Source organism: Sulfurospirillum deleyianum DSM 6946, assembly GCF_000024885.1.
In the GTDB taxonomy this organism is placed as follows: Bacteria; Campylobacterota; Campylobacteria; order Campylobacterales; family Sulfurospirillaceae; genus Sulfurospirillum; species Sulfurospirillum deleyianum.
Genome location: NC_013512.1, coordinates 1,010,856 through 1,033,493, shown reverse-complemented (window position 1 = coordinate 1,033,493; position 22,638 = coordinate 1,010,856). Strand labels below are relative to the sequence as shown.

The 22,638-nt window shown below is 37.9% G+C and carries 25 protein-coding genes; 21 read left to right on the top strand and 4 right to left on the bottom strand.

Annotation, left to right across the window (positions count from 1 at the left end):
- Positions 1–382 precede the first annotated feature (382 nt).
- Together SDEL_RS05160 and SDEL_RS05155 are read right to left on the bottom strand one after the other, a co-directional pair.
- Complete coding sequence (locus tag SDEL_RS05160) at positions 383–802, bottom strand: hypothetical protein (RefSeq protein ID WP_012856793.1); 420 nt, start codon at positions 800–802, stop codon at positions 383–385.
- Positions 792–1,616: a DUF2778 domain-containing protein gene (locus SDEL_RS05155; RefSeq protein WP_041666297.1), complete on the bottom strand. Its 825-nt coding sequence runs from the start codon at positions 1,614–1,616 to the stop codon at positions 792–794. The genes SDEL_RS05160 and SDEL_RS05155 overlap by 11 nt, the downstream gene beginning before the upstream one ends.
- A gap of 235 nt (positions 1,617–1,851) precedes the next feature.
- Here SDEL_RS05155 and istA point away from each other — a divergent pair, with 235 nt between their 5' ends.
- Together istA and istB (SDEL_RS05145) are read left to right on the top strand one after the other, a co-directional pair.
- A complete protein-coding gene (gene istA, locus SDEL_RS05150) occupies positions 1,852–2,958 on the top strand; it encodes an IS21 family transposase (protein ID WP_012856716.1) in 1,107 nt (368 codons plus the stop codon).
- Positions 2,949–3,770, top strand: a complete 822-nt coding sequence (gene istB, locus SDEL_RS05145; RefSeq protein WP_012856717.1) for an IS21-like element helper ATPase IstB — start codon at positions 2,949–2,951, stop codon at positions 3,768–3,770. The genes istA and istB (SDEL_RS05145) overlap by 10 nt, the downstream gene beginning before the upstream one ends.
- Positions 3,771–3,810: 40 nt before the next feature.
- On the opposite strand, the gene SDEL_RS05140 is transcribed toward istB (SDEL_RS05145), so the two are convergent.
- A complete protein-coding gene (locus SDEL_RS05140) occupies positions 3,811–4,863 on the bottom strand; it encodes a hemagglutinin repeat-containing protein (RefSeq protein ID WP_083762459.1) in 1,053 nt (350 codons plus the stop codon).
- Between SDEL_RS05140 and SDEL_RS05135 the strand changes: the two genes are divergently transcribed.
- Entirely contained in the window at positions 4,844–5,398 is a 555-nt protein-coding gene (locus SDEL_RS05135) for a transposase (RefSeq protein WP_049767067.1), read from the top strand. The genes SDEL_RS05140 and SDEL_RS05135 overlap by 20 nt on opposite strands.
- Positions 5,389–6,207, top strand: a complete 819-nt coding sequence (gene istB, locus SDEL_RS05130; protein ID WP_012856791.1) for an IS21-like element helper ATPase IstB — start codon at positions 5,389–5,391, stop codon at positions 6,205–6,207. The genes SDEL_RS05135 and istB (SDEL_RS05130) overlap by 10 nt, the downstream gene beginning before the upstream one ends.
- 19 nt (positions 6,208–6,226) lie before the next feature.
- Here istB (SDEL_RS05130) and SDEL_RS05125 read toward each other — a convergent pair whose 3' ends face one another.
- Entirely contained in the window at positions 6,227–6,778 is a 552-nt protein-coding gene (locus SDEL_RS05125) for a POTRA domain-containing protein (protein ID WP_041666293.1), read from the bottom strand.
- 822 nt (positions 6,779–7,600) lie between these two features.
- Between SDEL_RS05125 and SDEL_RS12440 the strand changes: the two genes are divergently transcribed.
- From SDEL_RS12440 to SDEL_RS05050, 17 genes are all read left to right on the top strand, one after another.
- Positions 7,601–7,849 (top strand): transposase, encoded by a 249-nt coding sequence (locus SDEL_RS12440; protein WP_049767066.1) that lies wholly within the window; start codon positions 7,601–7,603, stop codon positions 7,847–7,849.
- A 75-nt stretch (positions 7,850–7,924) separates the two neighbouring features.
- On the top strand, positions 7,925–8,077 hold the full coding sequence (locus tag SDEL_RS12435; protein ID WP_245391396.1) for a hypothetical protein: 153 nt from the start codon (positions 7,925–7,927) through the stop codon (positions 8,075–8,077).
- Positions 8,070–8,780, top strand: a complete 711-nt coding sequence (locus SDEL_RS12270; RefSeq protein WP_049767064.1) for a transposase — start codon at positions 8,070–8,072, stop codon at positions 8,778–8,780. Before SDEL_RS12435 ends, SDEL_RS12270 begins: the two co-directional genes overlap by 8 nt.
- Before the next feature lie 378 nt (positions 8,781–9,158).
- Positions 9,159–9,920 (top strand): glycosyltransferase family 2 protein, encoded by a 762-nt coding sequence (locus SDEL_RS05115; protein WP_012856790.1) that lies wholly within the window; start codon positions 9,159–9,161, stop codon positions 9,918–9,920.
- A 130-nt stretch (positions 9,921–10,050) separates the two neighbouring features.
- Complete coding sequence (locus SDEL_RS05110) at positions 10,051–12,585, top strand: calcium-binding protein (RefSeq protein ID WP_012856789.1); 2,535 nt, start codon at positions 10,051–10,053, stop codon at positions 12,583–12,585.
- A gap of 36 nt (positions 12,586–12,621) precedes the next feature.
- Complete coding sequence (locus SDEL_RS05105; RefSeq protein WP_012856788.1) at positions 12,622–12,942, top strand: hypothetical protein; 321 nt, start codon at positions 12,622–12,624, stop codon at positions 12,940–12,942.
- Positions 12,936–13,439, top strand: a complete 504-nt coding sequence (locus SDEL_RS05100) for a DUF5625 family protein (RefSeq protein WP_041666290.1) — start codon at positions 12,936–12,938, stop codon at positions 13,437–13,439. Before SDEL_RS05105 ends, SDEL_RS05100 begins: the two co-directional genes overlap by 7 nt.
- Before the next feature lie 12 nt (positions 13,440–13,451).
- Positions 13,452–15,200: a calcium-binding protein gene (locus tag SDEL_RS11660; protein ID WP_012856786.1), complete on the top strand. Its 1,749-nt coding sequence runs from the start codon at positions 13,452–13,454 to the stop codon at positions 15,198–15,200.
- Positions 15,201–15,239: 39 nt separating this feature from the next.
- Positions 15,240–15,518 carry a hypothetical protein gene (locus SDEL_RS05090; RefSeq protein ID WP_012856785.1) on the top strand — a complete coding sequence of 93 codons (279 nt, stop codon included), beginning with the start codon at positions 15,240–15,242 and terminating at the stop codon, positions 15,516–15,518.
- Positions 15,512–16,024: a DUF5625 family protein gene (locus SDEL_RS05085; protein ID WP_041666288.1), complete on the top strand. Its 513-nt coding sequence runs from the start codon at positions 15,512–15,514 to the stop codon at positions 16,022–16,024. Before SDEL_RS05090 ends, SDEL_RS05085 begins: the two co-directional genes overlap by 7 nt.
- Before the next feature lie 15 nt (positions 16,025–16,039).
- Entirely contained in the window at positions 16,040–17,797 is a 1,758-nt protein-coding gene (locus SDEL_RS11655; protein WP_012856783.1) for a calcium-binding protein, read from the top strand.
- Between the two features lie 39 nt (positions 17,798–17,836).
- Positions 17,837–18,112 (top strand): hypothetical protein, encoded by a 276-nt coding sequence (locus tag SDEL_RS05075; protein WP_012856782.1) that lies wholly within the window; start codon positions 17,837–17,839, stop codon positions 18,110–18,112.
- A 20-nt stretch (positions 18,113–18,132) separates the two neighbouring features.
- Positions 18,133–18,705 carry a DUF5625 family protein gene (locus tag SDEL_RS05070; protein ID WP_012856781.1) on the top strand — a complete coding sequence of 191 codons (573 nt, stop codon included), beginning with the start codon at positions 18,133–18,135 and terminating at the stop codon, positions 18,703–18,705.
- Positions 18,706–18,722: 17 nt separating this feature from the next.
- Positions 18,723–20,762 (top strand): calcium-binding protein, encoded by a 2,040-nt coding sequence (locus tag SDEL_RS11650; RefSeq protein WP_012856780.1) that lies wholly within the window; start codon positions 18,723–18,725, stop codon positions 20,760–20,762.
- Between the two features lie 73 nt (positions 20,763–20,835).
- Positions 20,836–20,967 carry a hypothetical protein gene (locus SDEL_RS12375; protein ID WP_012856779.1) on the top strand — a complete coding sequence of 44 codons (132 nt, stop codon included), beginning with the start codon at positions 20,836–20,838 and terminating at the stop codon, positions 20,965–20,967.
- The gene (locus SDEL_RS05055) at positions 20,955–22,193 is read left to right on the top strand and encodes an ankyrin repeat domain-containing protein (RefSeq protein ID WP_012856778.1); all 1,239 of its coding nucleotides are present in this window, start codon (positions 20,955–20,957) and stop codon (positions 22,191–22,193) included. Before SDEL_RS12375 ends, SDEL_RS05055 begins: the two co-directional genes overlap by 13 nt.
- Positions 22,194–22,207: 14 nt before the next feature.
- Positions 22,208–22,531, top strand: coding sequence for a hypothetical protein (locus SDEL_RS05050; RefSeq protein WP_012856777.1), 324 nt, complete (start codon positions 22,208–22,210; stop codon positions 22,529–22,531).
- The last annotated feature ends 107 nt before the right edge of the window (positions 22,532–22,638 follow it).

Genomic DNA, 22,638 nt, shown 5'->3' with positions numbered 1-22,638 from the left:
CTGGGAGATGGTTTTTGAATTTTTCTAGCTCGTATTTCTGCTTTCTTTTTTTCAATACAATCTCTATTTTATCCTGTGATGCGTAAAATGGTAGTCATTGCATTTTCACTGTTTAAAAATAAACAAGTTTATGAGATGAATAGGTTTCTAAAACACGATGAACAAAAAGTGGCTTAAAGTCAGAAATTGATAGAATTTAAGGGAGGAGAAAGGTGGAAACTGTCCCCTTTATTTCTGCTCTCATTATAAAATTTGTATGCATACGTCATACGAAATATAAACACTGCATAAATACAAAATACAATAATTAGAAAATAAAATACTTTTTTCATTTGCTTTGCTCAATTACAGTTGGATTTATTCCAAGATCATTTTTCATCATTTAAAGTAGCCTGTCCTTTTTACCTCTAAAATAGCGAATAACCTTCAATATAATTTGTGCAAAAATCCAATTTAGTAAAATAAAAATGAAATTGAAAAATATTGCTATATAGAATTTTGAATTTTCGAGTAAAATTAAAAGAGAAGACATACTATCTATTTCATCTTTCCAAAATTGGCTTCCAATTAAATAACCAATAAAAATTGATATAAATTTTAATAAGATTTCTCCATATGATGGATAAATAATAAAATAAATCCATGATATTACTATTGGCAATAAAAACAAAAGAAGCATACGAGGGTCATCAAACCCTTTATGCTTTTCCAAATAGCTAACAATAATAAAACTAACAATAAAACTTATTAGTAAATCAGATAAGAGCCATATTTTTCTGAGTAAAATCAGCTTATTTGTCATATTTAATTTCCACAGGAATTTGAATCGTTGTATCTCGAATTTCTTTTAATATCCATTGATTTGGCGTTTCTCCACAATCAATACATCCAGCAGAACCATCCTTTTCTCCACCGTGCAAATACATTTGTGTTCTTCCAAATGTATCGGTTGTTGTGATAGGTTCAAGAATAACTCGGAAATCGCCCCAATCTCCATATGAGCTTATAATATTTGGACCTTTTTTAAGAAAAAGATTGACGTTACTCATCTCATTGGCTCCTTGATCTCGCCCCAAAATTCTATCAATTAAGCTCATATTTTGTGCTTTGGCTGGGTCTATTGTATATGTACCTGCAGGCGTTGGTCCTTTATCTTTTTGTTTAGGATCAGGATTTTCATTTCCTGATGTAACTCTCACAACACGAGGTTGTTGTTCGCCATCAATATAAAAATAAGCCGTACCAAATCTTGTTTTTCCATCAAAAGCTTTAATAAGAACATCAATTTTATTGATACTATTATCCCCCAACTCTTTATTCAACCCAGCAAACTCAGCATTATTAGCTAGCGTCTGTGATGATGTGCTTATCGAATTTGATCCAGTTGAAAGACTACCTTGTCCAGTAAAGTACAGTGCAAAGTCAGCGTAACTTGCAATGTTACTTCCAAAGTTTTGAGAGTACTCACTTCTGGCATCTCTGTACTCTTTACTTTGATCAAACTTTGAACCTTCTTGCGCATCGATGGCTCTTTGTGTTTCAGTTCCTGCTGTAGTTAGAAGATCAGCATTGCTGTTATTGTAAAAGTCATTCATGTATGCTTTTCCTGTTTCCAATGAAAAGAATCCTTTAATTTGGTATCCATCACGTCCTAGTTCTGTTGTGGCTATGAGTACATTCTCTATTGGTTTATAGCCTAATTCTATCATGACTTGTTGTGTTATGCTGTCAAGGGCGGAGTTAAAATGGGCAGTATAAAAAGCTGCTAAAAAGTAGTTTTTACAACCAAAAGCTTAAATGAGCAGATTAGTTCTGCTAAAGTCTTTTTTCAAATATATTGAAAGGAGACAGATGCTTAAAAAAGGTGATGTAAAAATGATTCATAAGATGCTCAAAGATGGTCTGAGTAAGAGTGCTATTGCACGTAAACTTGACATTAACAGAGATACCGTTGCGAAGTATGCGAAGCTGCCAGAGGGTTATATTCCTGTTATAAAAAGAGAACCTGTAGAGACAACGGTTGATCCGTATCTGCCCAATATAGCAAGAATGCTAGAAGAGGCACACGCATTAGGTATTTCTATCCCCAATACATCCATATATGATGAGATTCAGAAACTTGGTTATCGAGGAAGTCTTCGGTGGATGAAAGATATTATGCTTCGTTATGAGCTTCGTCAGAAAGTAAAAAACGAAGAACCACTTGTCAGATTTGAGACAAACAAGGCTCAACAGATGCAAGTGGATTGGGTTGAATTTCCCAAAGATAATTTATCTGCATTTGTTGCAACTATGGGATACTCTAGAGCATCTTATGTGGAATATGTGATGGATGAGAAAGTAGACACTCTCATAAAATGCCACATGAACGCCTTTAGTTATTTTGGTGGTGTGCCACATGAGGCACTCTATGATAATATGAAGACGGTTATTTCCAAACGCAATGCTTATGGATATGGTAAGCATAAATTCAATGAACAATTCCGCGACTTTGCCCAAAAACATTGTGGTATGGCTTTAAAAGTTTGTAAACCTTATCGTGCACAAACCAAGGGAAAAGTAGAGAGATTTAATCACTATTTCCGATACAGTTTTCACAATATGTTTAAAGTGAGACTTTCCCTGATGGGCTATAAGATGACATTAGAAAATGCCAATGCGGCAGTCATAGATTGGTTAGATTTTACAGCAAATGCGAGAATACATCAAACAACACTCCACAGACCGTTTGATCTGTTAGCAGAAGAGCAATTGCAGTTGCTTCCTCTGCCTAAGACTTATCATGGGATACACCCGCTCAAAGCCACCACTAAAAGTGTAACACAAGATAGCCAAACATCCAATAGAATAACTATTCACATTCCCACTCGTGATCTTCAAAGTTACGATCAATTTATACCTATGTTAGCGTATATAGTTTTACCTGCCTATACGCTAGGAGGTATATTATGGCATTAAATACACATATCGAAACGTTATGCAAAGAGCTTCAACTCTCAACCGTTAATGACGTTCATCATGAAATGGCTAATCGTGCCGCAAAAGAGGGTTGGAAATATGGTGAATATCTTTATGAGATACTCAAACTCGAAGCAAACAATAGAGCTGTACGCTCTCGTGCTACTTTGACAAAAATGGCAGGATTTCCAACCATTAAAACACTTGAACAGTTTGATTTTAATTTCACAGTTGGTGTAAATAGAAGACAAATTGAGGAGCTCTCAACATTAGAGTTTATCAAGCGAAATGAAAATATCATCCTTCTTGGACACTCTGGTGTTGGGAAAACCCATCTGGCTATTGCACTGGCGTATCAAGCTGTTCAAAAACGTATTAAAGCAAGATTTATCACAGTAGCTGATCTTATTTTGCAGATGAGTAACGCAAAAAAAGAGAAACGCTATGATTCATTTATACGTCAAGCCATTATGGCACCAGCGTTATTAGTCATTGATGAGATTGGCTATTTCCCAATGAGCAAAGAAGATGCTCATCATTTCTTTCAAGTGATCTCTAAACGCTATGAACGTGGTGCAACTATCGTTACATCCAATCTCGTCTTTAGTCAGTGGAGTGGCATCTTTGCCAATGATAAAGTGGTAACGACTGCCATTTTAGATAGATTATTACATCACTCCCATATTATCAATATTCTAGGAGATTCATTTCGTTTAAAAGAGAAAAAAGATGAGGGAATCGTAGATTCAGATTTGTATAAGTTTAAAGCTAAAAATTCGGTGAAAGGAGAAGAAATAACGCAAGGTGCTTAAGGTTACGTTTCGTAATTTTTTTACGAAAAAACTGCTGAATTTAACTCCGCCCTTGACATGTTATGCCGTTTGTAATTGCTTTTTTTTGTTCATCGGTGTATGCAGGAGAATTAAGCGCTGCAGCTAGGTCTTTATCTTGTGCAATTCTCTCTTTGACAGTTTCGTAAGTGATTTCTCTTTTTCTAAGCTCTGCACCAAATTCAGAGAGACCTACGGTTTGATTACTCACAACTTGGTTGATGGTATCAAGCAACATACCTGTTTTTACAAAGTCTTGAGCTATGAGCTTCCTTCCATCTTCCGTTAACAACCTATGATCTAACATAGCAGTCACCGAAGTACCTGTACTGCCAGAGTAAAGCTCTTTATTGACTTTTGTGGTATCACGGTTAAGTCTAGTAAGCTCATCGGAGTTGTCTGTATCGTTTACATGTAAAGCACCTTCACCTACCGTTGCTAAGGTTTTAGAGCTGGAGTAGCCCATTTGGTTAGAAAGTGATAAAGATGAGGAGTTAATATGTGTACCACTTTCATTGGTAGTTGGTTTGGCATCTTTAGTATCACCATAACCTATGTTTGTTCCCACACTGTAAGCGTTGCTTGAGTTGTACTGAGAATTGGTAGAGTTGGCGAAGGTTAAGGTATCTGTTGTTAAGTTAAGATTTCCATTGTCTTCAAACGCTCCTTGTTCATTGGTCTCTCCTGCTGCGATGAGTGCACCTTTGATGTGGGTGTTGTTTTCAACTTCGATATTAACTTTATCGCCTGTAAGAGAGGTCAGTACGGTTTGTTTACTTTGAGTGGTTCCTGCATTGGCACCGTAACTTGCCCCTGTACTGCCAAGTCCATCTCCTACTCTAGCACCTACCGTGTTGTTAAGTGCATTTTGTTGTGCACGTGAACTACTGGTGTAGTCTTTATCATTCCCTAAAGAGGCACTGACACTCACATTAAACCCTTTGGAGTTAGAGGAGCTACTATCTCGTTGAGACTCAACACTAAGGTCTCCGCCTACTTTAACATTCAAGGTATCGTCTGTTTGAACGGTGGCTCCTTTAAAGGAAGCATCGTTTGTGGTGGTGCGAACCGTCATTTTAGGACGTAATAGCTATGGTAGAGGCAAACATAAACTCAACCCACTCTTTGAAGACTTTGCCAAACATTCTCGTTTTAGCATTAAAGTCTGCAAACCATATCGTGCTAAGACCAAAGGAAAAGTGGAGCGGTTTAACCACTATTTGCGGTATAACTTTCACAATGGATTGCGTGTAAGACTGGGGATGAAACATTATGCACTTACTTTGGAAAATGCCAATGCAGAAGTGTTGAAATGGCTCGATACAACAGCCAATCGTCGTATTCATAGAACGACACTGCAAGTGCCATTTGAATTGTTGGCACAGGAGCAGCTGCAACTGCGTCCCATGCCTAAAGCCTATCAAGGAATCCACCCCAAAGCTTTGATTGAAAGTGTAGCTAAAAAATATACACCAATCAATTCATATCATGACATCGATAAACTCTATATTCCAAATCGTGATATTCAATGTTATGATGAGTTCATCCCTATTGTTGTTAATATCGTTCTGCCTATTAGTATTTACAGTGGGAGTGTATTATGGAATTAATCTCATCCATTGAAGAGCTCTGCAAAGAGCTTAATCTCTCCACGATTGGGAGCCAATACCATGATATAGCAACTTTGGCAGCGAAAGAGAATTGGCAGTATGTTCAGTTCCTTGAGGAGTTGCTACGCAATGAAGCTGATAGCAGATTGGGGCGTTCTACAAATACCTTAACGAAGCTTGCAGGATTTCCTGCTATTAAAACCCTAGAGCAGTTTGATTATACTTTCTCAGTGGGTGTGAACCGAAAACAGATTGAAGAGTTATCCAATCTAACATTTGTAAAAAAACATGAAAATATCATCCTCTTAGGTGAAAGCGGTGTGGGTAAAACCCATCTTGCCATTGCTCTTGGTTATAAAGCTGTACAGCATCGTTACAAGGTTCGATTTACGACTATCAGTGAGCTTTTAAGCAGTGCCAATAAAGCCAAAAAAGAGAAGAAATACGATAGCTTCCTCAAATCCATCACAGGACCATCGGTACTGGTTATTGATGAAATAGGATACTTCAATATGAGTAAAGAGGAAGCCAATCACTTTTTTCAGATTATCTCGAAACGCTATGAAAAAAGCTCTACCATCTTTACATCAAACTTAGTATTCAGTAAATGGGTTCAAGTATTTGCAGGGGATAAAATAGTCACAACAGCCATATTAGACCGAGTGTTGCATCACTCACATATCATCAATATACAAGGAGACAGCTACAGACTTAAAGAAAAAAAACAAACAGGAGTTTTACACTCAGAAATCTATAAGTTTGAAGCTAAATCTTCAAACCAAAGCAGTCAGAATTCAGAGGTGGTTTAAGTTTCAATTCGCAACTTTTTTACATTAAAAACTGACGACTTCTGCGCTTCGCTTGACAATAATCACCCACTTGTCCCATAAAAGCATTGTTAATGGAACGCTCATCGGGGGAGATGGACTTTATTTTCCCTTCCAGTGCAAAGAGTGTCACTTCGCCTTGAGAGATGTTTTGAGGTTTAAGATAAACTTGAGAGGTGATGTAACCCTTTTCAAGATAGAGCGCACTTAACTGTTTGGCTAAATTTGAAAGTTCTGTAAGTGTTGTGCATTTTCCAATGTATGGGCGGTAAAAAAACTCTTTTTCGCTCTCACGAAGGAGGGTAATGCCCTCATCTTTAATAGCTTTTATCTCAAAGCATGGCTCATCTTTTAAAGGAAGTAATTCAGGTTTTTTCACATCATAGCGTATGATAGTTTCATCTTGACGCTTCTCAAGCTTTTCAAAAACCTCTTTTTGTTTTTCAAATTGCTCACGCTGTTGGATTGCCTCGGTAAATGAATCTGCAAAAATTGCATATTTGTTTCCAAAGAAACAAAAAAGAAGAAGGGTAGAAATAATACGAAAAGGCATAAAATTCCTTATGTGAGATGTGGTGTCCAAACAACGGGACAATGTAGGGTAAAAGTTAAAAGCATTTAAAAGGTGTGATTATATTTATTATTATCTTAAATTTTATAATAAATATAACTTTGATCTTAAGAGGATAGAGATAATTAAACTTTGAAAATTTTAGAAATGTATACAAACACATCCGCAAGCCCCTGTTTTTGGGCACGATAAATAGCAGTAATGTAAAAAGAGGATGAGTTTTCGCTGAATGTTTTATTAATTTAAAAAAGTAGTTTATTAAATTAATAATATAAGAATAACAAAGAGTGTAATATTTCATTGATAAAGCGTAAAACCACACAAGAAACTGGCCAAAGTTTAAAACTTGTGTGGTTATCCTTTCGATTAATTTAAAATAACTTCAGCGATTCTACACCCTATACTATTAATAGTAACTTAAAAATTAAAATACTTTTATCATTAGCAAAAACTAATAAATACTCCTTTTTTCTTACTATCAGATACAATAATTTCTTTGGACATTTAATTGCTCTTCTTGGAATGATGAAATTAAATTAAAGGGTAAGGAATCTTGTTGGAAAAGTAGTCAAAACAGGAATCGATAATGTAAAAAACTATTTGGTGTCAAGTGAAGTGCAATTTTAGTCATATAAAATTTTCTAAAAGGCCTAAAACACGAATAGACCTTTCAAAATATATACTTAGTCGCCCCTGAAAAGCCAATTAATCCCCTAGATTCAAGGCTTTCATAGCCATTTTACAGTATAATTTCGACCATAAACAAGGGGTTTACCCCTCTATTTCTGGTCGAAAAGGATCTCTTTGCTTCCTAAAATGACACCTACAAATCAACCCAATCTTTTCTATGGCTCTTTAATGGATATGCTAGATTGTAATGATCCATTGATTGCTTTGGCTGATGCGATTGATTGGGGAAAAATAGAAGAGGCATTGTGTGGATATTACTCTTTGGATAAAGGAAGACCTGCTAAACCGTTACGTTTAATGGCAGGATTGTTGATGCTTAAATATTTAGAGAATCTTTCCGATGAGAATGTGGTCGTGCAATAGAAACGTAATCCTTATTACCAATACTTCTGTGGGTTGAGTGATTACCAGTGTGGGCTACCCTGTGATGCAACAAAATTGGTAAAATTTCGTAATCGTATTGGTCAAAGTGGTGTGGATGCCATCTTTGGTGCTAGTGTAGCCTTACACCCTGAAGCATCACAAGAAGAAACACAAAGCACGCAGTGCTATGAAACGTTTACACACCATTGCAGGAATATTAATGCGTGATATGCAAAGAAGCTTTACACAAGAACAAATAGAATCCTACACTGAACAATTTTCACTTTACACAAAGGTACTTTCCCAAAAAAGAGGCGATACCCATAAGATTTACTCCTTGCATGAACCTTATATTTATGCCATGGCAAAAGGGAAAGATCATAAAAGTTATGAATTTGGTGTTAAGGCTTCTATTGCCACCACCTATACCCATGGGATTGTGGTAGGAGCCGTTGCCCATGAAACCAATGAGCATGACTCTAAAACATTGAAGGCTGTCCTCGCCCATGCATCCACACACAGACACACACCTATTGAAAAGGCAACTTGTGATGGAGGATACCGTGGTGTCAAAGAGGTCAACACCACACACATTTGCATCCCAGAGATTCATTTAAAACGTGACACGAAAGAAGAAAAAGAACAAAAGAGAAAACAGTTTAGACGCAGAGCGGCAGTGGAGCCTACCATTGGACATCTCAAACATAACCACAAGATGGCACGAAACTATCTCAAAGGCTTTATCGGGGATCAAATCAATTTACTAATGGCTGCATGTGCTTGGAATCTGAAAAAATGGATGAATATCTTCATCCATGCTCTTTTTTTAGCAAAAGATTACAGGCAAGTTATGGTTAGTACCCAGTATATTAAACTCTATTGGAATCTGTGGCTTTGGCTTTGGTTGACTCAAAGAGAAAGCAGGCTATAATTTGTGATGTTTTTGAGTTTTTTCAGGCTCGACTACTTATTTTTTCACTTCATCTCACAACAATTGATAAACAATAATACTATTTATTACTATTTTAAGGTTAAAGGGAATAAAATAATATCCCATTAGACAATCAGATATATTTGCGTAACTCAAAACGGGGGCGTATTGAGCTGTAGAATTATCTGGATGGTAAAAAGTATTGAGTAAACATTAATGGACTTCAATCTCTTTCCTTCCTACTATAGTTTCTCTCTAACATTTCCTCAACGTGTGATAATCGCTCTTTATACATTACTTTAGTCACGTATTGCCTTTACATGTAAAATGTGTCCGTAGGACATAGACAATAACCGCCTTTAAAAAAAACAAGGTTACATGAAAGAAAATAAAATGATCCATCAGCATTTAAGTATTGTAATACCCTTTTACAATCCACCGTATGAAGCTTTTAAAACATGCCTGGAAAATATTCGTGTTCTTGATCCTTTAGAAGTTATCTTAGTTGATGATTGCTCAACAGATACAGCCATTATTGCTCTTGCAAAACAAAGTGGATTTACCTATCTCAAAACACCTTATCAATCAGGGCATGATGGTTTACCTTTTAACATAGGCTTGCAGCATGTTAAAGGTACCTATGTTTGTAAAGTTGATGCTGATGATCTTCTCTTAGAACTACCTGCTACTATGCCCTATAACATCCATCTTGCAAGAATCAATCGTAGTGTAGATCCAACCAATCTAACGCTTGAAGAACTTATCTTAGCTCCAAGGTCGATTCATAACGGTGCTATTATTACCACGGATATAGCAAGAGATGTAACATTTTCAAACGATCATGCTATTTTTAATGATGTCCTAACACTTCTTCGTCTTTTATACCGTAAAGAGCGCTTTAGTGTACATCCCACAATGAATTATATTTACAATGATATTCCTAATTCTATTCAAACCAGTAAACCAAGACATTACCACCGCTTGCGTCATATTCAAACGGTGGCACGCTTTTGTCAGTTAGAGGCTGTATCGCATGAACAAAGCGAATACTTCCTCAAACTTGCCATGCTCAATTTCCGTTATGGTGCCAAAGCGAGAAATATGTTAAAAACACATATTTCTAGTAAGGAACTAGCATAGTGTTCACTCAAATAGAAATAAATCTTTTTACATGTAAAGACAAAAACAAAAACCAAGGGAAGCAAATGATGGGGAAAAGAGTGAAGTGGCGTGAGCTAAAACCAATCACTAGTAAACACAAAGAGACGGTATGTTGAGAGAAAAAAAAGAAAAAAGTAGGATAAAAAGTAGCCTGTCCCCTTTTTTTGCCACTTCCCTCGCCAATCAAGCAAAAACAGACACGGCCACCCTCTACGCCCTCGTTCACTTAAACCCATTTGCCATCCAAGGAAACCTAGAAGCCTACAATACCATCAACCCTGATGACTACTCTGGCATGTACCTCAAAGATCGAAGTGATATGCTTTATTACACAATCCACTCTGATAAGTATGATACAACTGATGTATCTACCTATTATGAAGATAAAACTTTAGGTGTTGTACTAGAAAAATACAATGCCTCTTTGGATAAAGTCATTTTTGGTTCAGATACAAAAGATTCTATTCTGTCAGCTTTAAATGACGATGATGATGGCAGTGGAGATGATCATCTCTATGGTATGGGTGGTAATGATGATCTCTATGGATTTAAGGGGAATGATTATTTAGAAGGTGGAAAAGGTAACGATAGACTCTTTGGTGCTGAAGGTAATGACACCTACTTCTATCAAAAAGGTGATGGAAAAGATACGATAGATGAGAGTGGGCAACAGTATTTATTTTCTTCAAGACAAAATGATCCATCCGATAAACTCCTCTTTGGCAAAGGTATCACACAAGAAGACCTAATCGTCACAGTAAGTGGCAATGACCTTATCGTTAGTTTTAAAAACAGTACGAATGATGGTATCACTCTTAAAAACTGGTATACCAAGGAAAACAGAATTGAATACTTTGAATTTAGCAATGGAACTCGTTTGGATGAAAATGGCATCATTAAACTCATGGCAACCGATGAAGTAGACTACGTTAAAGGAACTGAGAATGAAAATACTATCACTGGAGGAGGAAGTGCCGACCGTTTAGAAGGAGGCGATAACTACGATACCTACCTAGCAGGTAAGGGTGATACTATCAGTGATAGTGATGGAAAAGGACGTGTCAGTTTTGAAGGAAATATGCTCGGCGGTGGAGTGTTTAATAAAAACACTGGAGCCTATGAAGGTGATGGCGGAAGTTATAACTTAAGTGGAGGTGTTCTAACCTTTACCAATGGAGCAGGTACGATCACTATAGAAAACTATTCCAAATCTGATAACTCCTTAGGCATTCATTTGGAAGATAAAGATGATGATGACATTCTCCCAGAAACCTCGGCAGGGGAAGGACATAACGAGAACTTTTCCTCCCCACTCGTGCTAGATCTAAATGGAAATGGAACCACTTCTACCTTTATTGAAAAGACGCAAACCTACTTTGATATGAATGGTGATGGTTTTAAAGAGCGAACATCATGGAGTGAAAGTAGTGATGGCCTCTTAACCCTAGATTTAAACAATGATGGTGTTGTTACTAACGGAGCTGAACTTTTTGGAAATAACACGAAACTAGCAAATGGTACCTTAGCTAAAGATGGCTTTGCAGCCCTAAGCCAATACGATCTAAATCATGATAATATCATAGATACCAAAGATAGCATTTACGCGCATCTTAAAGTCTGGATGGACACCAACAGCGATGGTATCAGTACCTCAGATGAACTTAAAACACTTCAAGAACTAAACATCACTTCTATTAACCTCAATGCAAAAGAGACTTCCACTTCAGAAGCTTACAATACCATCAGTGAGACTTCCACTTTTACTCAAAATGGACAAACAAAAACTATCAATGATGTATGGTTCTACCAAAACAAATCCGATACCACCTATGACTACACCACACCCATCAAAGAAAGCGTTGCGGCACTTCCAACCATCGAAGGCAGTGGCAGAGTCAAAGACCTAAGAGATGCTATGAATGATGACACTGTTCTAGAAGCCAAAGTCACCAACCTTCTTACCAATGCCTCTTCCATGAGTTTTTCAAATTTTAGTAGTGCGTTTAAAGATATGGTAGCACGTTGGAGTGGAGCTGATACCATCAGTGCCACTGCCACTAGAGGGACACAGTCTATCTTAAACCATAACTATGCGAATGCTTCTGCCATTTATGTCAAAGAAGTCTATGCCTATGCCAGAGATGTTGCCATCTTAGAAGCCTTTGCAGGAAAAAGCTTTAGTATGGTTGCCGATGGTGTAACAACAACCGATGTCATAGGAACTGAAGCCAGTGTGGCGATGAATGAAGCTTACAAAGAGCTTCAATACTCCCAAATGATAGCCTTCCTCAGTGATGCCCTGTACGGTGAATCTTTAAGTAAAGATGAACTCATCACCAATCTTCAAACCACACTTACCACTACACCGAGTGACACACTTTCCACCTTACTGCTCTCCACCATGGTCTATCGTTATGGGTTAGATACTTTAGAGGGTTTTAATGACACACTACTTTCAAATACAACCTTTAAAACAGCGCTTGGTACCAATGGCATTAGTTATAGCATCAACGCTTTGGGGGAAGTGGTGGGGAACTTTTACCTTTTTACATGTAAACATTTTACAACACTAAAATCTTTACATGTAAGAAATCAAATTCAACACAAAGGGGCAAATGATGGGGCAGAAATCATGGTGGCGTGAGCTAAAAAAACTACACACAAAAGTGAGGAAAGTAAAATGAACCAAACAGAACAGCAAACCGCACAAGAAGTAGCTAAAAGTGGAGAGATAACACTAGGGATGAATCCATACGAAGCACATCTTGCAGGAGGGGCGTATGCTTTTAGAGTCATAGCAGACCCAAAACATTGGAAAGAAGATGCAGACCCTTACAATGTCATACAAGCACAAATCCTCAATCCTGATGATAGTCAAATCTGGATGACTTTCCAAAACGAAACCCAATACCCCAATGAGGGACTTCAAACTTTTCAAGTTACCTTTCAACAAGGAAAAGTAGTAGATATTCAACTTCTCTCAAAGGAAGCTAAATGCTAAAAATAGGAGTAATCACCATGGCACTACTTAGTTTTTTAAATGCAGGTTGGTTGGGTAATTTGTTTGACTCTACGCCTACACCGTATTATAAGATGCCTATTGATTTGAGTAAAGCAGGGAATGTTACCGAAACGGATATTCGGATTGATGAGAAGTATTCTGTGTATGTAGAGTTGTACTATGACTATAGAAAACAAAAAATAAGTGGAGATAGGTATGGAGAAATTATCGATAAGTATTTTGGAAGACATAAACTATTTCCAATTTTTCCAATTAAACTTACCGTGCTGAAATATGAAAAAACAGGCACAACTATGGTGGTTGATAAAATCTATTATACAAATTCACTCGGAAGAACTTATTCAAGTAGAGAAATTGATGAATTTAAACTTCAAGAAGGTAGTAAATATCACATTAAGGTTGAAACGGTTGAGGATTATCCAGAGTTGGCAGAGTTAAATGTAGAAGTCGTAATCGGCTATATCAAAGCTAAATAAAAAGGAAGAAAAATGTACACAATAACAGTAAAAATATCAGATAGAGGAACAATTTATCATGAAGATGGAACATCAGCTACTGGGCACATGTGGTATTCGATTTCAGATGGAACTTCAACTGAATCCCATGGATTTGCTCCTGCAAAAGACGGTATGCCATTATGGGAAGGAGAAATCAAACCAGATGATGATGAAAACTACGGTAGCACGTATTACACAGGGACAATTGTAATTGATTATAATCAGTATATTAAATTGCAACAGTTTGGAAATTTTGAAAATCTTAACGGTAATCCTTTTGATTTTAGCAGTTTCTACAACGGCTTAACCAACAGTTGCATAGATTACGTATGGAAAGCCCTCAATATCATTGGTATGAACCCAAGCGACTTTGAGGGGCAAACATGGCCAACAAGCAACGCCGACGATGCCGACAAATCACTCTATAACTACCTCTTCGGCAACACCTCAGGATGGAGTAGTTCCAATGCAAGTAAAGGCAATTACGACGCCATCTACGGAAGTAACAACGATGATATTTTAAGAGGTGATTCAAACACAGATGCTATCTATGGCGGTGGCGGAAAAGATGACATTTATGGTGGCTCTTTGGCTGAAAAACTCTATGGTGGAGAAGGTGATGACTTCATTGATGGTAGTGGTGGCAACGATACTATAGAAGGTGCCGAAGGGAAAGACACATTAGATGGCGGAGATGGTACAGATACACTATTGGGTGGCACAGGTGATGATAACCTTTTTGGAGATGCTGGTGATGACACTCTAAATGGTGGAGAAGATAATGACACCTTAAATGGAGGTTCAGGGTTAGATACTTTGTTGGGTGAAGCAGGGAATGATACTCTCATTGGTGGTGGTGGAGCTGACACTCTAAACGGAGGAACAGGTTCCGACACCTTACTAGGAGGAGACGACTACGACACCTACATCGCAGGAAATGGTGACACCATCAACGACAGTGATGGAAGTGGAAGAGTAACATTTGAAGGAGGTATCCTAAATGGTGGAAAATGGAACAAAGACACACAAACCTATGAAGGCAATGGCGGAAACTACAACCTCAATGACGGAACACTTACCTTTACTAGTGGAGCTGGAAGTGTCACTATCGAAAACTATTCCAAATCCGATGAAAGTTTAGGTATCAAACTAGAAGATAAAGACGATGATGAAGATGACCCTATCTTGCCTCCATCAGACACCCAAGGATACAATGAAAACTTCTCCTCCCCACTAGTCCTAGACCTAAACGCCAATAGAACAACTTCCACCTTTATAGCCCAGAGTGAAACTTACTTCGATATGGACGGAGATGGCTTTAAAGAGAGAACCAGTTGGAGTGAATCAACAGATGGACTTCTAGCTTTAGATAAAAACCAAGATGGCATCATCAATAATGGAAGTGAACTATTTGGAAACTACACCAAACTAACAAACGGTACTTTAGCTAAAAATGGATTTGAAGCCCTAAGTCAATACGACCTAAACAAAGACAATATCATCGACAATAAAGATAGCATCTACGCTCATCTAAAAGTATGGAGTGACACCAACAGTGATGGCATAAGCACAAGTGATGAGCTAAAAACACTCCAAGAACTAAACATCTCAAAAATCAATCTAACCACCACTAAAACCATCTTTACATGTAAGACTTTTTCAATTCAAAAAGCTTTACATGTAGAGACAAAAATAAACACCAAGGGAGGTAAAAATGAGGCAAAGAACAAGGTGGCATGAGCTAGACAATATAACCAAAACAAAACAAGGAGAACCAAAATGACAGAAATCACACTAGGGATGAATCCATACGAAGCACATCTTGCAGGAGGAGCTTATGCTTTTAGAGTCATTGCCGACCCAAAACATTGGAAAGAAGATGCAGACCCTTACAATGTCATACAAGCACAAACCCTTAATCCTGATGATAGTCAAATCTGGATGACTTTCCAAAATGAAACCCAGTATCCCAACGAGGGACTTCAAGCTTTTCAAGTGGAGTTTCAACAAGGAAAAGTAGTAGATATTCACCCTCTAGCAAAGGAAACTAAATGCTAAAAATAGGAGTAATCACCATGGCACTACTTAGTTTCTTAAATGCTGGATGGTTGGGTAACCTCTTTGATAATACGCCCACGCCTTATTACACAATGCCTATTGATTTGAGTAAAACGGGAAATGTTGCTGAAACAGATATTAGGATTGATAAAGAGTATCGAACTGGAATTGCTTTAAATTATGATTTTCGGAGACAAAAAAATAAAATGACTCGAAATGAATATAACAATATTAAAGTTTTTTTTGGTAATTCATATACCTCAGGAACAGCTATACCCGTAAAACTCAAAATTGAAAAAATAATGGATAAGAATGAAACGACAATATTGAATGACATTATTATTGTAGATAATAATGGTGGTCATGAGCTTCATTCAAGTTTAATAAAAGAAATTGCACTTTCGCAAGGAAAATACCGTATAAAGGTTGAAACAACCGAAGATTTTTCTGAACTTTCAGATCTCTCTGTATTAGTTGAAATTTACTATATTCGCGCACCAAAATAAAAGGAGAAAAAAATTATGCCTACACTTACACTAAAAATTGCCTCAAGCGGAACAGTTTATGATGTCTATGGAAATTCAGTAACTGGACATATGTGGTTTTCTATCGATATGGATGGACCCGATGGTCCGGCACAAGCGGTATCAAGAGGGTTCGCTCCTGCACTTAATTGGGAGGGATGGCCGATTGCCCCAGGCTCCATTCACAAAGATGATGATCAAAAATACAATTCTACCTACTACACGGGACAAATTGTTATTACGGAAGATCAATATAAAAAACTTGAAGCGTTTGCTGACGATCCTGCTGGTTCAGGTTTTAGTATGTTCTATCTTGGTAATTCCAATAGTTGCATTGACTTCACATGGAAAGCCCTCAATGTCATCGGTATGAACCCTAGTGATTTTGAAGGTCAGCTATGGCCGACAAGCAACGCCGCCGATGCCGATAAATCACTCTACAACTACCTCTTTGGCAACACCTCAGGATGGAGTAGTTCCGATGCAAGTCAAGGCAATTACGACGCCATCTACGGAAGTAACAATGATGATATTTTAAGAGGTGATTCAAAAACAGATGCTATCTATGGCGGTGGCGGAAAAGATGACATTTATGGTGGCTCTTTGGCTGAAAAACTCTATGGTGGAGAAGGTGATGACTTCATTGATGGTAGTGGTGGCAACGATACTATAGAAGGTGCCGAAGGGAAAGACACATTAGATGGCGGAGATGGTACAGATACACTATTGGGTGGCACAGGTGATGATAACCTTTTTGGAGATGCTGGTGATGACACTCTAAATGGTGGAGAAGATAATGACACCTTAAATGGAGGTTCAGGGTTAGATACTTTGTTAGGAGAATCAGGAAATGATACTCTCATTGGTGGTGGTGGAGCTGACACTCTAAACGGAGGAACAGGTTCCGACACCTTACTAGGAGGAGACGACTACGACACCTACATCGCAGGAAATGGTGACACCATAAATGACAGTGATGGAAGTGGAAGAGTAACATTTGAAGGAGGTATCCTAAATGGTGGAAAATGGAACAAAGACACACAAACCTATGAAGGCAATGGCGGAAACTACAACCTCAATGACGGAACACTTACCTTTACTAGTGGAGCTGGAAGTGTCACTATCGAAAACTATTCCAAATCCGATGAAAGTTTAGGTATCAAACTAGAAGATAAAGATGATGATGAAGATGACCCTATCTTACCTCCATCAGACACCCAAGGACACAACGAGAACTTCTCCTCCCCACTTGTCCTAGACCTAAACGGCAATGGAACCACTTCCACCTTCATAGCCCAAACCAATACGTACTTCGATATGGACGGTGATGGCTTTAAAGAACGAATATCATGGACTGAAAGCAGTGATGGACTTTTAACCCTAGATCTAAACAATGATGGTAAAGTCACCAACGGAGGCGAACTCTTTGGGAATAACACTAAACTTGCCAATGGAGTTAATGCCAAAGATGGATTTGAAGCCCTAAGTCAATACGACCTAAACAAAGACAATATCATCGACAATAAAGATAGCATCTACGCTCATCTAAAAGTATGGAGTGACACCAACAGTGATGGCATAAGCACAACAGATGAACTAAAAACACTCCAAGAACTAAACATCTCAAAAATCAATCTAACCACCACTAAAACCATCTTTACATGTAAGACTTTTTCAATTCAAAAAGCTTTACATGTAGAGACAAAAATAAACACCAAGGGAGGTAAAAATGAGGCAAAGAACAAGGTGGCATGAGCTAGACAATATAACCAAAACAAAACAAGGAGAACCAAAATGACAGAAATCACACTAGGAATGAATCCATACGAAGCTCATCTTGCAGGAGGAGCTTATGCTTTTAGAGTTATAGCTGATCCAAAACATTGGAAAGATGATGCAGACCCTTACAATGTCATACAAGCACAAACCCTCAATCCTGATGATAGCCAAATCTGGATGACTTTCCAAAACGAAACCCAATATCCAAACGAGGGACTACAAGCTTTTCAAGTGACCTTTCAACAAGGAAAAGTAGTAGATATCCAACCTCTTGCAAAGGAAGCTAAATGATAAAAATAGGAGTAATCACTATGGCACTACTTAGTTTTTTAAATGCAGGTTGGTTTAGCTTGCTCTTTGGTAGCAATCCAGACCCCATTAGTATTCCTATCGACTTAAGTCAAGCGGGAAGTGTGGTGGAAAGGGAAGTGAAGATAGAGGAAACGTGGGCTTATGATTTATTTTTAGAGTTTGCAGTTCTTGATCGCAAAGAAGATGGCGGACTGGATGGTAAAAAAGTAAGAAAATTTCTAGGATTTAACAGTTATAACCCGTATGATGGGAAAAAGTTAGGATTTGGAGATTATGAACAAGCAAAGCGAAAATTGGGAGATTTGATAGATGAAACGTATGATTGTGATGGAACCATTGCTCCTATCAAATTAACAATACATCAAATCAATAAAGACAATACGAAGAAGTTAATTGTAGATAATCTCTACATGACCAAAGGCTATAGCAGTGGAGCATACGAAAGGGATATCGCAATCATCAGTTTAGATAAAGGCAAATATATTTTTCGAATCGAAAATATTGAAGCATTTCAGGAAATGAATGCTCGAAAAGTCAATTTTATTATCCGCATCCATAAAAGAGATAAATAATATAAAGGAAAAACACAATGTATACAATAACCGTAAAAATAGCAGCAAGTGGAACAGCTTATACTGATCCCGAAGACCTTCATAACTCTTTAACAGGACACATGTGGTATTCATTGGCAGAAGATGGTGTTTCAACAGGTTCTTTTGGATTTGCTCCAGTGATAACAGAGATGGATGGCCCTGGGAAAGTCTATAGGACAGATGATGAATTTTATGCTGGTACGTACTACACAGGAACCATAGTTATTGAAAAAGAGCAATACGATAGATTGAGAAATTTTGGAGATAAGGACAATCTTAACGGGAACCCCTTTGATTTTAGCACCTACTATAATGGTCTCACTAACAGTTGCGTAGATTACGTATGGAAAGCCCTCAACATCATTGGCATGAACCCAAGCGACTTTGAGGGACAAAACATTCCTACTTCTAACGCTGATAACGTCGATGGTTCACTCTACAACTACCTCTTCGGCAACACATCAGGCTGGAGTAGCTCCGATGCAAGTAAAGGCAATTACGACGCCATCTACGGAAGTAACAATGATGATATTTTAAGAGGTGATTCAAAAACAGATGCTATCTATGGCGGTGGCGGAAAAGATGACATTTATGGTGGCTCTTTGGCTGAAAAACTCTATGGTGGAGAAGGTGATGACTTCATCGATGGTAGTTTGGGTAACGATACCATAGAAGGTGCCGAAGGTAACGACACATTGGATGGCGGAGATGGTACAGATACACTATTGGGTGGCACAGGTGATGATAACCTTTTTGGAGATGCTGGTGATGACACTCTAAATGGTGGAGAAGATAATGACACCTTAAATGGAGGTTCAGGGTTAGATACTTTGTTAGGAGAATCAGGAAATGATACTCTCATAGGTGGCGGTGGCAATGACACCCTAGACGGAGGCGAAGGCAGTGACACCCTCATGGGAGGGGACGACTACGACACCTACCTAGCAGGCAATGGTGATACTATAAGCGATAGTGACGGAAGTGGTCGTGTTAATTTTGAAGGCAACATGCTCAGTGGTGGAACATTCAATAAAGATACAGGAGTCTATGAAGGCGATGGTGGAAGTTACAGCTTAAGTGGAGGAACACTCACCTTTACCAATGGAGCTGGAACGATAACCATCGATAACTACTCCAAAGACGCTGACTCCTTAGGCATCCACCTTGAAGATAAAGACGATGAAGATGAAGAGAATCCAAACACCAATAACATCCTCCCCGAAACCTCCGCAGGTGAAGGCCACAACGAGAACTTCTCCTCCCCACTTGTCCTAGACCTAAACGGCAATGGAACCACTTCCACCTTCATAGCCCAAACCAATACGTACTTCGATATGGACGGTGATGGCTTTAAAGAACGAATATCATGGACTGAAAGCAGTGATGGACTTTTAACCCTAGATCTAAACAATGATGGTAAAGTCACCAACGGAGGCGAACTCTTTGGGAATAACACTAAACTTGCCAATGGAGTTAATGCCAAAGATGGCTTTGAAGCCCTAAGCCAATACGATCTAAACAAAGATAATGTCATTGACGCAAAAGACAGCATCTATTCCCATCTTAAAGTCTGGATAGACTCCAACAGTGATGGCATTAGCACAACAGATGAACTCAAAACACTTCAAGAACTAAACATCACCTCCATCAACCTCAATGCTACAGAAACTTCTACGTCAGAAGCTTACAATACCATCAGTGATACCTCTACCTTTACCCAAGATGGACAAACAAAAACCATCAATGACGTCTGGTTCTACCAAAACAAATCCGATACCACCTATGACTACACCACACCCATCAAAGAAAGCGTTGCGGCACTTCCAACCATCGAAGGCAGTGGCAGAGTCAAAGACTTGCAAGATGCTATGAATAATGACACTGTCCTAGAAGCAAAAGTCACTAACCTTCTAAACAATGCTTCTACGATGAGTTTCTCAAATTTTAGTAGTGCGTTTAACTTCTTTACATGTAAGATTTTTTCAATCCAAAAAGCTTTACATGTAAAGATACAAATTCAACACAAAGGGGCATAAAGTGGTGAAGAAAATAGGGTGGCTTAGGCTAAAAAATATCTTACATGTAAAGATAAAAGAGGAGAGGAGAAAGATGTTAAATCAAGACAGAAAAGAGTCAGAAAAGGCTACAAAAGTTAAAAGTTTAGCCTTAAGCTTTATCCTTCCCTTCTTCCCTGCAAAGATTTTAATATTTAAAGAGAGGTTGCATAGATGGGGAAAATAAAAAAAACATTAATTTACTTTGGAGTTATTTTTGTTTTATTGAATATGTATGGCGTATATCAACGCTATAGTCACGGATATTCTGTTTTAGTGGAAGCGGAGTTGAGAAAGGTAGGAGATGTTCAAGAATTTGAGTTTTCTACTAAAAATGGTAGATATAGAATTGGATTATCTGTCAAAAATGGTAAATTTAGTGAAATGAACTTTGATGGTAATTACACGATTGAATATTATGTAGACGGGAAGCATGATAGAACAGAAATTGTCAACAAAACATCTTTATCAGAACTTTATAAAAACAAAGCACTTTATCATGTAAGCAGTAGCTGGTCAGGTGGAGTGTTTTTTAAGCCAGTAACATGGAGTAGCATCACATTGGGACAAGTTATACAAGCTGGCAAGCATAAAATAAAAATAACGGTTCATAAACCAGAAAGTCAGCTAGCAACTATCGATAGCCAACTTTATTTTTTTGCAGATGCTTCACAAGAAAAAGCGATACAAGAACTTGAACATTTTAATACGCAAGAACGTAAAGAGGCAGAAAGAAAAGAGAGACTTTTACAAAACCTCATTGATGTCAATGAAACCAATCAAACACTTATTCCACTAAGACAAGCACTAGATAATCATGATTTAGTGACAGTCAAAGAGATGATAGAAGCAGATAACAACATCACTGTCAATACAGACATGGTATTTCAGCGAAGACCATTGCATTATGCTTCATTTCAAAACAATACCGAGATAGCCAAATATCTTATCGACAAGAGAGCAGATATTCACCATAAAGATGAACTAGGTAAAAATGCTCTAGCGTATGCGATAGAGGGTAATGCGACAAAAACGGCAAAACTACTTATTGAAAGTGGCGTAGATGTAAGTGAGGTGGTATTTGTGCAGAATTATTTGCAGCACAGGATTTATGGAAAGTACTATCCAAAAACTATGGTCATAGCTCCCCTTCAATATACGGCAGGAAATGCATTGTTAGAGATGACGGAACTGCTACTGCAAAATAATATAGAAAATTATGATGTCGATACCCATCCTAGCAAAGCTCAAATGATCGTTCAAAAAAATAGAAATGGTTTGTACTCATATATTTATCAAAATAAAGACAATGGAGGTTTAACTGATGCGGAACAGAAAAAAATAGTTGAGTTGTTTGAAAAATACGACTTCAAACTAGAATGGCAAAAAGTGCCATCACCATTTAAACAATAAAAAAAGGAGAAAACATGGCAACAGCAGAATTCAGTAGTTCAGGTGTAACAATAGGGTATGACCCAACAGTCAAGGAAAGTATTGAGAATCAGCTAAAAACACTCTTTCCTGATGGTTTGAGTGGTGATGCAAACTTGGCAGATTATGCAGTTTTATTTGCTTCGATGCTTTTAAATACTGAAGCCAAAATCGTTAAAGTTTACGCCAATGGAAAATCCCTTATTATTGACGGTACGACAAACCTGATTAGTTCAAGTGGTGGAGGCGAAATAGATGATTGGATCAGATCTTTTTCTGCTGCAGGTATAGCCGGGGAAAAAAGGGACAGGCTACTTTAATTGCTACACAAAACCTCTTTACATGTAAAGATACAAATTCAACACAAAGGGGCACAACGTGGGGAAGAAATCAAGGTGGCATGAGCTAAAACGAGCTTTACATGTAA

What these genes read in the sequence shown, in the direction of transcription:
- SDEL_RS05105 (WP_012856788.1), top strand. Translation starts at nt 12,622, where the DNA reads ATGAACCAAACAGAACAGCAAACCGCACAAGAAGTAGCTAAAAGTGGA.
- SDEL_RS05075 (WP_012856782.1), top strand. Translation starts at nt 17,837, where the DNA reads ATGACAGAAATCACACTAGGAATGAATCCATACGAAGCTCATCTTGCA.
- SDEL_RS05085 (WP_041666288.1), top strand. Translation starts at nt 15,512, where the DNA reads ATGCTAAAAATAGGAGTAATCACCATGGCACTACTTAGTTTCTTAAAT.
- SDEL_RS05115 (WP_012856790.1), top strand. Translation starts at nt 9,159, where the DNA reads ATGAAAGAAAATAAAATGATCCATCAGCATTTAAGTATTGTAATACCC.
- SDEL_RS05110 (WP_012856789.1), top strand. Translation starts at nt 10,051, where the DNA reads ATGTTGAGAGAAAAAAAAGAAAAAAGTAGGATAAAAAGTAGCCTGTCC.
- SDEL_RS11655 (WP_012856783.1), top strand. Translation starts at nt 16,040, where the DNA reads ATGCCTACACTTACACTAAAAATTGCCTCAAGCGGAACAGTTTATGAT.
- SDEL_RS11650 (WP_012856780.1), top strand. Translation starts at nt 18,723, where the DNA reads ATGTATACAATAACCGTAAAAATAGCAGCAAGTGGAACAGCTTATACT.
- SDEL_RS05160 (WP_012856793.1), bottom strand. Translation starts at nt 802, where the DNA reads ATGACAAATAAGCTGATTTTACTCAGAAAAATATGGCTCTTATCTGAT.
- SDEL_RS12375 (WP_012856779.1), top strand. Translation starts at nt 20,836, where the DNA reads ATGTTAAATCAAGACAGAAAAGAGTCAGAAAAGGCTACAAAAGTTAAA.
- SDEL_RS11660 (WP_012856786.1), top strand. Translation starts at nt 13,452, where the DNA reads ATGTACACAATAACAGTAAAAATATCAGATAGAGGAACAATTTATCAT.
- istB (WP_012856791.1), top strand. Translation starts at nt 5,389, where the DNA reads ATGGAATTAATCTCATCCATTGAAGAGCTCTGCAAAGAGCTTAATCTC.
- SDEL_RS05090 (WP_012856785.1), top strand. Translation starts at nt 15,240, where the DNA reads ATGACAGAAATCACACTAGGGATGAATCCATACGAAGCACATCTTGCA.
- istB (WP_012856717.1), top strand. Translation starts at nt 2,949, where the DNA reads ATGGCATTAAATACACATATCGAAACGTTATGCAAAGAGCTTCAACTC.
- SDEL_RS12270 (WP_049767064.1), top strand. Translation starts at nt 8,070, where the DNA reads ATGCGTGATATGCAAAGAAGCTTTACACAAGAACAAATAGAATCCTAC.
- SDEL_RS05050 (WP_012856777.1), top strand. Translation starts at nt 22,208, where the DNA reads ATGGCAACAGCAGAATTCAGTAGTTCAGGTGTAACAATAGGGTATGAC.
- SDEL_RS05125 (WP_041666293.1), bottom strand. Translation starts at nt 6,778, where the DNA reads ATGCCTTTTCGTATTATTTCTACCCTTCTTCTTTTTTGTTTCTTTGGA.
- SDEL_RS05140 (WP_083762459.1), bottom strand. Translation starts at nt 4,863, where the DNA reads ATGACGGTTCGCACCACCACAAACGATGCTTCCTTTAAAGGAGCCACC.
- SDEL_RS05070 (WP_012856781.1), top strand. Translation starts at nt 18,133, where the DNA reads ATGGCACTACTTAGTTTTTTAAATGCAGGTTGGTTTAGCTTGCTCTTT.
- istA (WP_012856716.1), top strand. Translation starts at nt 1,852, where the DNA reads ATGCTTAAAAAAGGTGATGTAAAAATGATTCATAAGATGCTCAAAGAT.
- SDEL_RS05055 (WP_012856778.1), top strand. Translation starts at nt 20,955, where the DNA reads ATGGGGAAAATAAAAAAAACATTAATTTACTTTGGAGTTATTTTTGTT.
- SDEL_RS05100 (WP_041666290.1), top strand. Translation starts at nt 12,936, where the DNA reads ATGCTAAAAATAGGAGTAATCACCATGGCACTACTTAGTTTTTTAAAT.